General features: G+C 43.5%; 13 protein-coding genes. All 13 read right to left on the minus strand.

What is annotated here, in order from left to right; all coding sequences use genetic code 11:
* Positions 1-333: 333 nt before the first annotated feature.
* The 13 genes from tsaD to rplM all read right to left on the minus strand — a co-directional run bounded on the left by tsaD (position 334) and on the right by rplM (position 11,963).
* The gene (gene tsaD / locus GXZ17_RS08395; RefSeq protein WP_409376839.1) at positions 334-1,356 is read right to left on the minus strand and encodes a tRNA (adenosine(37)-N6)-threonylcarbamoyltransferase complex transferase subunit TsaD; all 1,023 of its coding nucleotides are present in this window, start codon (positions 1,354-1,356) and stop codon (positions 334-336) included.
* A gap of 13 nt (positions 1,357-1,369) precedes the next feature.
* Positions 1,370-1,852 carry a ribosomal protein S18-alanine N-acetyltransferase gene (gene rimI, locus GXZ17_RS08400; RefSeq protein ID WP_409376840.1) on the minus strand — a complete coding sequence of 161 codons (483 nt, stop codon included), beginning with the start codon at positions 1,850-1,852 and terminating at the stop codon, positions 1,370-1,372.
* The gene (gene tsaB, locus GXZ17_RS08405; protein ID WP_409376841.1) at positions 1,830-2,498 is read right to left on the minus strand and encodes a tRNA (adenosine(37)-N6)-threonylcarbamoyltransferase complex dimerization subunit type 1 TsaB; all 669 of its coding nucleotides are present in this window, start codon (positions 2,496-2,498) and stop codon (positions 1,830-1,832) included. Before tsaB ends, rimI begins: the two co-directional genes overlap by 23 nt.
* Complete coding sequence (gene tsaE, locus GXZ17_RS08410; RefSeq protein WP_409376842.1) at positions 2,479-2,925, minus strand: tRNA (adenosine(37)-N6)-threonylcarbamoyltransferase complex ATPase subunit type 1 TsaE; 447 nt, start codon at positions 2,923-2,925, stop codon at positions 2,479-2,481. Before tsaE ends, tsaB begins: the two co-directional genes overlap by 20 nt.
* Positions 2,897-4,036 carry an alanine racemase gene (gene alr / locus GXZ17_RS08415; protein WP_409376843.1) on the minus strand — a complete coding sequence of 380 codons (1,140 nt, stop codon included), beginning with the start codon at positions 4,034-4,036 and terminating at the stop codon, positions 2,897-2,899. Before alr ends, tsaE begins: the two co-directional genes overlap by 29 nt.
* A complete protein-coding gene (locus GXZ17_RS08420; RefSeq protein WP_409376844.1) occupies positions 3,999-5,573 on the minus strand; it encodes an NAD(P)H-hydrate epimerase in 1,575 nt (524 codons plus the stop codon). The genes alr and GXZ17_RS08420 overlap by 38 nt, the downstream gene beginning before the upstream one ends.
* A complete protein-coding gene (gene acpS / locus GXZ17_RS08425; protein ID WP_409376845.1) occupies positions 5,560-5,952 on the minus strand; it encodes a holo-ACP synthase in 393 nt (130 codons plus the stop codon). Before acpS ends, GXZ17_RS08420 begins: the two co-directional genes overlap by 14 nt.
* Positions 5,949-8,033: an elongation factor G gene (gene fusA, locus GXZ17_RS08430; RefSeq protein ID WP_409376846.1), complete on the minus strand. Its 2,085-nt coding sequence runs from the start codon at positions 8,031-8,033 to the stop codon at positions 5,949-5,951. The genes acpS and fusA overlap by 4 nt, the downstream gene beginning before the upstream one ends.
* A 184-nt stretch (positions 8,034-8,217) precedes the next feature.
* On the minus strand, positions 8,218-8,979 hold the full coding sequence (cdaA, locus tag GXZ17_RS08435; RefSeq protein ID WP_409376847.1) for a diadenylate cyclase CdaA: 762 nt from the start codon (positions 8,977-8,979) through the stop codon (positions 8,218-8,220).
* Positions 8,980-8,991: 12 nt separating this feature from the next.
* Positions 8,992-9,933, minus strand: coding sequence for an ornithine carbamoyltransferase (gene argF / locus GXZ17_RS08440; protein ID WP_409376848.1), 942 nt, complete (start codon positions 9,931-9,933; stop codon positions 8,992-8,994).
* A 10-nt stretch (positions 9,934-9,943) separates the two neighbouring features.
* Positions 9,944-11,023 (minus strand): alanine racemase, encoded by a 1,080-nt coding sequence (locus tag GXZ17_RS08445; protein ID WP_409376851.1) that lies wholly within the window; start codon positions 11,021-11,023, stop codon positions 9,944-9,946.
* Between the two features lie 98 nt (positions 11,024-11,121).
* The gene (rpsI, locus tag GXZ17_RS08450) at positions 11,122-11,517 is read right to left on the minus strand and encodes a 30S ribosomal protein S9 (RefSeq protein WP_409376849.1); all 396 of its coding nucleotides are present in this window, start codon (positions 11,515-11,517) and stop codon (positions 11,122-11,124) included.
* Positions 11,518-11,522: 5 nt separating this feature from the next.
* The gene (rplM, locus tag GXZ17_RS08455) at positions 11,523-11,963 is read right to left on the minus strand and encodes a 50S ribosomal protein L13 (protein ID WP_409376850.1); all 441 of its coding nucleotides are present in this window, start codon (positions 11,961-11,963) and stop codon (positions 11,523-11,525) included.
* Positions 11,964-12,518 lie beyond the last annotated feature (555 nt).

Consider the following 12,518-nt stretch of genomic DNA (forward strand, 5'->3'; position numbering starts at 1 on the left):
ATTATATAGTACATAAGATAGAAGAGCACCAAGAGAAATGAGAACCCTTTCCTGAGTGGTTCTACGAGGAATCTAAATAATGGGAGGGGATGCTCCTATGGTTCCAAAAAGAAAAAAAGCAAAAACGTGGATTCCCGACTAAAAATCTTGGGAATGACAGAAGAGAGTAAATCCTCTATAACCCCCAAAAAAACAATGAATGCAAACAAATGTAAAAAAAGAGCACAAAAGACGGAAAAGTAAAAGACTAAAAATTACACTGGAGAAAAAGATTCCCTCTTCCTTCCAGAAAGAAGAGCAGGATGAGGGGTGATAATTTTCCCCCTTCGGTCTTCACTCTATAGAAGTCAAGGGAAGTCGAGGGTCGGGGTCCATTTCCCAGGAATCTTTTCTCCCTCGCTCCCAGTGGAAAAGACCACAGGCGGCAATCATAGCACCATTATCGGTACAAAAGGAAGGAGAAGGGAAAAAAACTTGCACTCCTCTTTTTTCTCCCTCTTCTTTCATTTTCGCTCGCAGATGACGATTGGCTGCCACTCCTCCCCCCACAACTATCTGAGAAAAACCATAAATTTCCAGAGCTTTAAAAGTTTTATTTACTAAAACCCTCGCCACACTTTCCTGAAAAGAAGCTACTAAATCTCGAATGAGCTTCTCATCTTTTTTTTCTTCCTCTTTCAGAGAAGAGTAATGGCGCACTACTGCAGTTTTTAATCCACTGAAGCTAAAATCCAGAGTATCATCATCCTCTAAACCAGCAGAAAAGTGGAAACGGTCGCCTTGAGCACCTTCACTCACCCTGTCTATAATAGGACCCCCCGGATAACCTAAATTTAAAAACTTGGATACTTTATCATAAGCTTCTCCAGCAGCATCGTCTCTTGTACTTCCTAAGTGACGGTACTTTCCCCAATCCCGGACAGCAATAATTTCAGTGTGCCCCCCGGATACAATCAAGGCTAAAAAAGGAGGCTGGATTTCTGGATATTCGAGACGAATAGCGAAGAGATGCCCCTCCAGATGATTAACCCCAAGAAAGGTTTTATCTTTAAAAAGAGCGATGGTTTTAGCTAAACACACTCCCATGAGCAAAGAGCCCAGAAGACCAGGACCCTGAGTCACCGCCACCAGATCTATATTTTCTAAATCGAGATGAGCATCCCGAAGAGCCTGATCTAAAACCAGAGGAAGATACTCCAGATGTTTGCGAGAGGCTACTTCCGGGACTATTCCTCCAAAACGACGATGAAATTCAGTTTGACTGGATACTACATTGGACAAAACTTGATATTTATCATTAATCACCGCCACACAACTATCATCACAACTCGTTTCTATACCTAAAACGTGAATCAATAAACATCCTCCCTCAAAAGACCTTTTTCATTACCCAGGCATCTTCTCCATCAGCATAGTAGCGCTTGCGCACTCCTATCTTTTTAAAGCCAAAACCGTGATACAAATTCTGTGCTTTAATATTGGAAGGGCGCACTTCCAATGAGACCTCACTACATCCTTGAGATTTAGCGTAATTTAGCGCATAACCAAAAAGCTTTTTACCAAACCCTTCTCCCCGGTAGGCAGGATGAATGGCAAAAGTGGTTATATGAGCCTCCCCCCATACCATCCACAGACCCAGATAGCCGATGATTTTACCCTGGAAGAAAGCTACGAAATAGGTAGCTGCCTGGTTGGATAATTCACTCAAAAATAAAGAATAAGACCAGGGTTGAGGAAAAGAGCTCTGTTCAATGGCCATAACCTGAGGCAGGTGATAAGGCCGCATCCAGGAGATTTTAAAATCTCCTTCTTCCCATAAATAAGGTTCTCTATCCCCAGACCTTTGAGCCATAAAAGGGCACCAGAGTAAAAATATTTTCTCGATTTACCATCGCTTCATTCTCTCTCCGCCGATACAATTCTATTAATCCTCGTGCTTCTGGTAAAGACTCCCGGGGTGCAAAAAAAGAGAAACCCTTACTTTCCAAAAATTCCGCTATGTCCACCCAGGGAGTAATGACGAGAACATTCCTGCCTTCGTATTTTGTTGCTACCTCTTCTTTAGGACCTGCTTGAATTTCTGGAAAAGAGCAACACTCCTGGAACTGAGGTGATAGTTCCATCCAGAAAACCTCCTTCCTTTTGTGCTTTATTACAGGGAGTAAAATTTCGTAATCTTGAGCTATACGCTCGGGAACCTGATGAGCGATGACCTCCAGAGTAGAAAAGCCACCCAGAGGTTTTCCCAGAGAGTAAGATATGCCTTTTGCCACAATGTTTGCAATTTTCACTCCAGTAAAAGAGCCCGGACCCAAACCCACCAGAACTATCTCCAGATCTTTTTCCCAGTTGAATTCTTTTTGTAAAAGGCTCAGATGCTTAATAAGCCAGCGAGAATGGTCTTTTTGAGTATAGTGGGTTAGATGAAAAAAAACCTCTTCAGCAGAACCTAAAGCTATACTGAGCCAGGAAGTGCTGCTATCCAGAGCAAGAATCATAGTACACCTCGATATCTCTTGTATCTTCCTCTCTATAACTTAAGTGAACCAGAAAAAAGGGAGGAGAAAAGAGAAAAGGGAACTTATCCCCCCACTCCACCACCACTATCCCCTTTTCATCTTCCCGATATTCTTCCCATCCTAAATCTACCACTTCTTCTTCCTTTTCCAGACGGTAAAAATCTAAATGGTAGAAAGTGAAACCTTCTTTTCTGTACTCATGAACTAAAGAAAAAGAAGGGCTCTTAACCTCTTCTTTTATACCTAATCCTTTAGCTATTCCCTTCACCAGTTGAGTTTTACCCACCCCCAGCTCCCCAGCCACTATCACCAGGTCTCCGGGGCGCAAAAAATCTTTAGCTAACTTCTCTCCCCACTTTCGAGTTTCTTCTTCGCTTTTACTTTGCCAGCGAGCAATGATTTTCATAAATCATCCGATTTTTAATTTTACCCAAACTGCACAGAACCTCGTGAGGTACGGTATGAGCTAAATCCGCTATTTCTTCTATGGTTACCTCCTCTTTTCCTTCTTTTCCAACCACAGTAGCAATGTCTCCTTTTTCCACTCCCTCAATTCCTGTTACCTCTACAGTCATTTGATCCATAGAAATATTTCCCCGGGATGGTGCTCTTTTCCCCCTCACTAACACCTCCATTCGGTTAGAGAGGCTGCGAAACAAGCCTTGAGAATAACCAATGGATATTATTGCTATTTTAGTCTCCCTTGAGGTAGTAAAAGTCCCCCCATAGCCCACAGAAGAGCCAGGAGGAAGAGTTTTAACCTGCTTTACCCGGGCCTTTATTCTCATCACTGGCTTTAAATCCAGTGGCAGTGTGGCTTTTCTTCCCCAGGGAGAAACACCCCAGAAGGCAATCCCCACCCGGGATAAATCAAGATGCATTTCCGGAAAAGCAAGAAAGGCGGCGCTATTACAACAGTGCCTCTCCCGGGAAGGATTATTTTCAGGAAGCCGACCCAAAAAAGAAAGAAAGTTGTCAAATTGAAAGTGAGTGTATGCCGGGTCAGATTCAGCACTGGCAAAATGAGTCATAACTCCCCTCAAGGAAAGATGACAGTTATTTCCCCACCTTTTCCACCATTCCCCATTTATCTCTTGAGGTAAAAATCCCATTCGCCCCATCCCGGTATCTACTTTCAGATGAAAAGGTATGATTTTATTTGCTTTTCTGGCCAACTCTTCCAGAGCCTGCAGTTCCTTCGGGGAGGAAACCACCGGAGTCAACCCATCTTCCAGAATCATTTCTGCTTCCTCAGTGAAAAATCCTCCCAAAAGATATATATCCCCTTTTATACCTCTTTTCCTCAACTCGTGCGCTTCTTCTACCGAAGCCACTCCAAATTTTCTCAACCCGTAATCATAAAGAAGATTTACTGCTTCCCATCCATGACCATAAGCCTCCGACTTTACTACTGCCATAAGGGAAGAAGAGGGAGACCACCTCTTCAATACCTCTACATTGTTATGCAAATTCTGAGCGTCAATCTCCATCCAGAAAGGAAAGAGTATATTCTCCATTTTCTACCATCCTTCGAGCTTCATTCAGTTTTCCAGCTATTTCCTGAGATAAAATCTGTTTTTTTCCTTCTCTCTCCAGGAGTTCTCCTGCCAACCCATGGAGGAAAACTCCGCTTATTGCACTATCTAAGGAGTTCATCCCCTGAGCCATAAATCCGGCGATAATTCCTGTCAGAACATCACCGCTTCCTGCACTGGCAAGGACTGAAGTTCCCGTAGGATTTAAAAATATCTCTCCTCGAGGAGAAGCTACGACCGTCCCTGCTCCCTTCAAAACCGTAACGCATCCCAGAAGAGAAGAAGCTTCTAAGCTGGCGGCAATTCTATTTTCATTAACTTCCGGCGTCGAAACACCTAAGATTCTCGCCATTTCTCCAGAATGAGGAGTAATTACCCAACCGGTAAGGTGACCCTTCCAGCTGTCTATATTCTGAGAAATAATATTCAAAGCGTCAGCATCTATCACTCCCCGGGAGTTCTCTATCACTTTCTCTAAAAAGAGACGTGTGGAGGGATTGGTTCCCATCCCCGGACCTACAGCCAGCGCTCCACACTTCCTATCCTGGAATGCTTTCTCCACCACTTCCCAGTGAGATAAAGAATAATGCCACTCCCCAGAAGAAGAAAGGTTAACACTCACCACTTCAGGAAGAAAGAGTTTAACCAAGGGCGAAAGAGAAGAAGCTAAGGGCCACACCACCATCCCCGCTCCCGAGCGATATCCCCCCAAACATACTAAAAGGCCAGCTCCTAAAAGGGGAGAAGAGCCGGCTACCACCCCCAAGACTCCGGCAGAAATTTTATGAGTATCCCAGTGCCTCTGTGGAAGCATTTCTTTTACCATAGATGGGGTAATCAAAAATCCATCGGCTTTGAGCTTCACCTCTTCTAAGGAAAGAGGGATACCGATGTCCACTAATTTTATCTTTCCCGCATATTCCCGCCCGGGAAAGTTGCATAATCCCCTTTTTACCAACCCTAAAGTAACGGTAAGGTTGGCTCTCACAGCCTCTCCCATTACCCGACCATCGCTTGCCTCCACTCCCGAGGGGACATCTACAGCCACCACAAAGTTATCCGATGCGTTTATTTTTTCTATTACTTCTCTGTATATTCCCTCCACTTCCCGGGTAATACCGGTTCCCAAAAGAGCATCTACCACGAGAGCTCCTCTCTCTAACTCCACCTCCTGAGAGGAAGAAATCTCCACCACAGGAATAGATAAGTTCTTCACTACCTGGTAATTAAACTGAGCATCTTTTTTTAACTCTTTCCCTTTACCCACAAGGTAAACTAAAATAGAAAGAGTAGGAAAACGGAGGCGAAGATGGCGAGCTATCGCTAACCCATCCCCGCCATTGTTGCCCATTCCGCACATTATATAAACTCTGGAGAAAGAGTGGCATTGCAGAACTTTTACTATTTCCTCCGTCACTCCTCGTCCAGCATTTTCCATCAACAGCAAAGTATCTACTCCATACTTCTCAGAAAGGGCCTTCTCCGCCTTTTGCATGGTTTGCGAGCTAACCAGTTCCATTATTTACACCTTCTTTTTCTACCCCTATCGCCACCGCTATCGCGAACTGGTGGCTGTGAGAAATAGAGATGTCAATCTCTTCAAAAAAAGCAGGAACCAAAGGAGAAAGTTTAACTTCCGGTTTTCCCCCGGAGGTGTGTTCTATTTTAACCTGCCGCCAGGGAAGAAGGAAATTTTTAGATAAAAAGAGTTTTTTTACCGCCTCTTTACCACAAAAAAGAGCTGCTATCCCTTCTCGCCGCCTCCCTGGAGAACGGTAAAAACTGAGTTCCTCTTCCAGAAAAAGCCTGTTCAAAAAGCGATCACCAAATCTCTCTACCGCTTTTTCTACTCTCTCTATCTCTACTATATCCACTCCCACTAAAATTCCCTGCTTCACGAAACCGCTTCTTTTTCCTTCTTGGCCTTCTCAATTATAGCTTCAGCAAGCTGAGCTGGCACTTCTTCATAATGGGAAAATTTCATAGTAAAATATCCCTGCCCCTGAGTAAGGGAGCGTAAATCCACTGAGTAGCGGAAAAGCTCTGCCAGAGGCACCAGAGCTCTAATTTTCTGGTAGCTATCTTGAGGATCCATGCCTAAAATTCTTCCTCTTCGGCTATTGAGGTCACCAATAACATCTCCCATATACTCTTCAGGCACTATCACCTCTACGCTCATTATCGGCTCTAAAAGAACCGGCTCAGCTTCGCTCGCCCCTTTTTTGAACGCCATGGAGCCAGCAATTTTAAAAGCCATATCAGAAGAATCTACCGGGTGATAAGAACCATCATAAACAGTAGCCCGCACATCTATCACTGGATATCCAGCCAGAACACCTTCTTGCATTGCTTCCTGCACCCCTTTTTCTACTGCAGGAATGTAGTTTCGAGGGATAACCCCTCCCACGATTTTATCCACAAATTCAAAGCCCTGCCCCCGGGGTAGAGGCTCCAGTTCCAGGAAAGCGTGTCCATACTGTCCTCTTCCTCCCGATTGTCTTTTATACTTTCCTTCTGCTTTAGCAGGTTTTTTGATAGTTTCTTTATAGGGAACCTGGGGAATAGTAAGAGAAACTTCCACTCCAAATTTTCTCTTCATCTTTTCCGTTAAAACGTCCAGGTGGATATCTCCCATTCCATAAACGATGTCTTCCTTGGTATCCGGGTCTCTATACAACCGGAAAGTAGGATCTTCTTCCATGAGCCGGGACAGAGCCTGACTGATTTTTTCTTCGTCTCCTTTACCCAAAGGCCTGATAGCCGCCATGTAAGTAGGTTCGGGATAGGAAATGGGAGGGAAAACAATGGGGTGTTCCCGATCGGCCAGGGTGTCTCCAATGTAAACTTCATCAATTTTCGCCACCACTCCTATATCTCCTGCTTTTATCTCTTTTGCTGATTCCTGGTTCTTTCCCCGCAAAAAGAGGAGTTGTCCTACTTTTTCTTCCACCCCTCGTGAGGCATTGTAAAGACGGGAGTCGGAAGAAATTTTTCCAGAAAAAACCCGGAAAAGAGCCAGTTTTCCTACATAAGGGTCGCTGATGATTTTGAATACCAGTGCAGAAAATGGTTCATTTTCATCGCATTTTCTCTCTTCCTCTTCTTCGGTGAGAGGATTAATTCCCCGCACCGGAGGGCGCTCCAAGGGTGAGGGAGCAAAATCTACTAAAAAGTCAGCTAAGATATCCACCCCTTTATTTTCTACTCCTGAACCACATAGAATGGGGAATATATGACGCTCCCGGATGGCAACGCGTAAAGCTTCTTCCAATTGAGAAGGAGAGATTTCTTGCCCCTCGAGATACAGGTCCAGAAGGTCATCGTTGGTTTCAGCTATGTTTTCTACTAAATTTTCTCGAGCTCTTTGTGCTACTTCTTTCATCTCTTCCGGTATCTCTCCCTCTTCTACCTTTCCTTCTTTCCCGAAGTAAAGAGCTCGAAAATGAAGCAAATCTATCACTCCTCTAAAGTCACTCTCTTTGCCCACCGGGATAAAAAGAGGAGTGGCTCTGGGGTTTATTTTCTCCTGCAACTCCTCTACTGCCTCATCAAAATTGGCTCCTTCTCTATCCATCCGGTTAATAAAAAAAATGACCGGCAGGTTTTCCCGAGAAATATATTCCCAAACTTTTTCTGTCCCCACCTCCACTCCTGAGGTCGCACACAATAACACCACTGCACTATCCACTGCTCTTATTGCTCCTAAAACATTGCCTACAAAATCAGCATATCCTGGAGTATCAATTAAATTAACTTTACATCCCTTCCATTCCCAGGGAAGAATAGAAAGGTCAATAGATATACCTCTTTTTATCTCTTCTGGTTGCCAGTCAGAGACAGTATTACCTTCCTCCACCTTACCTCGACGGGACAACAGCCCAGCATTGAAAAGTAAAGCCTCGCTCAGTGTAGTTTTGCCCGACCCGGCATGAGAAAAAAGACCTACATTTCTTATGTTTTTGCTGGTAAAGCTATTCAAGGAATAATCCCCCTTTCTTTAAAGCCTTCGTCTTTTTATTTCGATACTACAGTATTTCGCTCCACAGAAAAAAACAGAAACTCAAAGCTAATAACCAAGCCCAAATTCTGATTTCTCTATCTCTTTTTCGCTTCCGTTTAAAATCTTGCCACCTCTTTTTAAGTCTTTCTATCCTGGCCACTTTTCACACCTTTTTATACAAAATTTTCAGCATCTTTTTCAATGCCCCTATCTCAATATCCCAGGCCATTTTACCATGTACAGCTAAAGATATTTTACCAGTTTCCTCCGAAACTACTAAAGCCAGAGCATCAGTTTGTTCGGTTATCCCGATTCCCGCTCGGTGGCGAGTTCCCACCAATTTTTTAACTTCGGTACTTTCCGCTAAAGGGAGAATGCACCCCGCTGCTACAATTCGATTTTCCCTTAAGATAGCAGCACCGTCGTGAAGAGGAGACTCGGGTAAAAACAAAGAGAACAAGAGCTCCGGAGAAAAGAAAGCATCGATAGCCACACCGGTCTGGATAAAATCTCGCAAATTATCATTACGTTCCAGAACTATCAAAGCTCCTATTTTTTTACGCGAGAGAGTCTGGCAGGCTAAAGCAATATTATTGATGAATTCACTTCTGTTTTCCTCATCCTCGAAAAAGTAATCTCTAACCGACTCTCCCCGATGGTGAATCCGGTTAAAGAAAACCCGCCGGAGCTCGGGCTGAAAAACTATCAAGCTTCCTGCCAGGTAAGTAAAAATCAACAGTTCCCAGAAAAACTTGAGTTCTCGAAATCCTAAAAAATTGGAAGCACCAGCCAGAAGAAAAAAAAGGGGCAGCCATTTGAAAGATAAAAAGAGGGAAGTCCCTCGCACCAGGCTACCCAAACGATAAAAAAGATAATATAGTATTATGACTTCCGGTATAAAACGCCACAGCCAAGCTGGAAACAACCAGGCCTCCTCCTAACTCAAAATTAGAGTCAAAAGAGCTTTCTGAGCATGAAGACGATTTTCCGCTTCGTCCACTACTACTGAATGTGGCCCATCCATAACTTCGTCGGTAATTTCTTCTCCTCGTTTAGCAGGCATACAATGCATAACTATGAAGTCAGGGGAAGCTTTAGATAGAAGATGACTATTCACCTGATAGGGTTGTAAAAAAACTTTCCTCTCCTCTTTTTCTGCCTCCTTACCCATACTAGCCCATACATCAGTATAAACCACTTCCGCTCCTTCTATTGCTTTTTGGGGGTCAACTTCATAAATTATTCGAGCACCATTCTTCTTTCCTCTCTCCTGTGCTTCCTCCCAAATTTGAGAAGAAATTCGATAGCGCTCTGGAGTGCTTACTACGAGCTCCAGCCCCAGAATAGAAGCAGCATTTATCCAGGAGTGACAGACATTGTTGCCATCTCCTAAAAAACAGATTTTTAATCCCCGGAGTTTTCCTTTTTTCTCCTGAATAGTCAAAAGGTCACCTAACACCTGGCAGGGATGATAAAGATCGGAAAGACCGTTAATCACTGGAATAGAAGCAAAGCGGGCGATTTCCAGAAGGTTTTCATGGGCAAAAGTACGAATCACGAGACCATCCACCATCCGGTCTAAAACCTGGGCTACATCTTTCACTGCCTCTCGCTGTCCCAATCCCACTTCTTGAGATCCAAGGTAAAAACTTTCTCCCCCCAGGTGTCGCACTGCCACTTCGAAAGAAACCCGGGTTCGCAGGGAGGGCTTTTCAAAAAGAAGGGCCACTATTTTACCCTTCAGGGGTTTTTCATCCCTTATCCCCATCATATCCAACCTTTTCAGCTCACAAGCAGTGTCTAAAAGGTAGTGAATTTCCTCCCGGGAATAATCAACCAGATCTAAAAAGTCTCTACCTCGAAATCTTTTTCTATCCATAGCTTTCCTCCTACCAGTGGTACACTTTCCTCACATAGGGAGAGAGAAAGGCACGTAACACTGCCCCATAACCCGCCTGGAATTGCACCACTTCTCCTAATTGATAAACTCTATTGCTTTCCTCTATATCTATAACCAGGTAATTGCTGGTGGCTCCTACTATTTTAGCATTTTCGTCGGCAAAATATAATTGATGTTCATCACTATCCTGTTTTCCCAGAGCCAGAATCATTCTTTTTCTTTTTCCCGCTTCTGGTGAAAAACCAGGTTCTCCAAAAGCGTCAAAGCCCGTTTCCTTTCCTCTATCGGGTTCTTTACTTTTTATCTCCACTATTTCCGCTTTAAGAGTGAAAGCTCCACTTTCTAACCACTCTATATTCCTTCCCCGGCTAATATCGTTCCCAAAAAGTAGAGCTTCTCCCAGGCGAATTTCGTCTACTCCTTTTATTTCCTTCTCTTTCTCCCACAGAGAGAGAAAAGTAGTCCCTCCCACAGAGAGAATAATTTTTCTTCCCCATTTCTCTTCCCACCCCTTCTTAAAAGCTACAAGTCTCTCTAATATCTCCTCGTCAGGCAAAACTCCACTGAGACAGGCTAAAGTAGAACAAATCCCTTCTACCTTAATATGGGGGAAATCATCAATTTTATCCTCCATTTCTTCTATCTCCTCAGGAAGAAAACCCTCCCGAGCATCGCCACTTTCTAAAGCTAAAAAAAGGGGCAAAACCTTTCCCTGCTTTTCCGCCTCACAGCTGAGTGCTTCCACCATTTCCCAGTGAGAAACAAAAGGTATTATCCCCTGTGCTACAATTTCTTCTACTTCTTCTTTCATAGGAAGGCGAATGAGTGAAAGTCGCACCTCGGGGGGTAATAGCTTCTTGGTGTGAAGCAAGTTCTCCAGATTAGAATCGGCAAAGCTCCTTATCCCTGAGCGATAAAAAAGATAAACAAGGGGGGCATCAGCCAAAAAACCTTTAGTTACTACTACCGGATGCAGGTGCCAGCTAGCACACTTTTTGAGAAGGACCTTTATGTTCTTCTCTATTATACTCAGGTCAATTTCCAAAAGGGGATAAGTGCTGACGGCCACTTTGAACAATCCTTTCTTCCCCCATGTTCTAAAAGGCAATGAGTCGGTAAGAGCAAGAAAATGGGGAAAAGCCCCCTATCGGGGGCAAAAAGAAAACTTTACCGCTTGGAGAACTGGAAGCGAGCTCGAGCCCCTCTCTGCCCGTATTTCTTGCGCTCTTTCATTCGAGGATCACGGGTTAGTAACCCGGCTTTTTTCAAAGTTGGTCGCAAATTTTCATCTACCAGGGCCAAAGAACGGGCAATCCCGTGAGCCAGAGCCCCTGCTTGACCACTCAATCCTCCTCCTGAAACCTTAGCTTCCACATCAAACCGAGCTTCACTCCCGGTTAAAGCCAGAGGTCTTTGCAATAATATTTGCCAAACTGGCAAAGGAAAATAATCTCGAAAATCGCGGCCGTTCACCACTATTTTCCCGCTCCCCAGAGTAAGCCATACCTTGGCCACCGCGGTTTTTCTTCTACCAGTAGCATAATATTTTGGGTTTACTGCCACTTTATTCACTCCTTATCTTTCAATGGAATAGGATTCTGAGCCTGGTGAGGATGAGAAGGACCAGAATAAATTTTAAGCTTGCGAATCATTTTCCTTCCCAGACGATTGTGAGGAATCATGCCCCACACTGCTCGACGAATAACTTCTTCTGGCCGACGATTCAGAAGAGATCCCAAAGTTTCCGATTTAAATCCCCCAGGATAACCAGTATGCCAGCGATATAGCTTCTGGTCCTTTTTTTTGCCGGTCACTTTTACTTTTTCAGCATTAACCACTATTACGAAATCTCCCACATCCATAAAGGGAGTATAAATGCTTTTGTGTTTACCCATTAAAATCTGGGCAACCTGAGAAGCCAATCTTCCCAGAACTTGACCCTCGGCATCTACTACATACCATTTCTTTTCTATTTTTTCCGCATCTGGAACATAAGTCTTGGTCGACATTCTAACTTCCTCCACCTTTTTAAGAAAAATCTTAGACCATTGGCATTTTAATTAAATCCCATAGAGTTGTCAAGAAGCAGTCACTGTGTGTGTAGTTATTCTGTGATAATGTCACCTTTAAAATTCTTTAGACAATGTCCTTTTAGTAACAAAATGAAAAGAGGATATGCTATCTTCAAGAAGAAAGAAAAGGTAGAACAAATTTGATAGAGAGCTTACTTTCACCTATAATTCTATATGAGGCATTGTATAAGCATTAGGAAACAACAGCTCTATAAGATAGTGTCAACCCATTTTGTAGGGATATTTTTATTTTTTCCTCTACTATTAGCTTTCGAGACTCTATCCATTAAGTATTAGATAGACAGTATCATGGCTAAATAGAACAACCCATTTAGGAAAGGTTTTTAGTTAAATTCTGGGCTCAAGAAAAATTATAGTCTTCTCCTAAAGGCTCATAAACCCCGCTTCGGTGATTTACCTAAGAAAATAGGGGGATGCCTCCCCTGCCGTTTTGTAGCAATCCCAAGTTTTTAGTATGATGAAGCTTGAAAG

This window comes from Candidatus Sordicultor fermentans (assembly GCF_012728195.1).
Taxonomy (GTDB): domain Bacteria; phylum Atribacterota; class Atribacteria; order Atribacterales; family Caldatribacteriaceae; genus Sordicultor; species Sordicultor fermentans.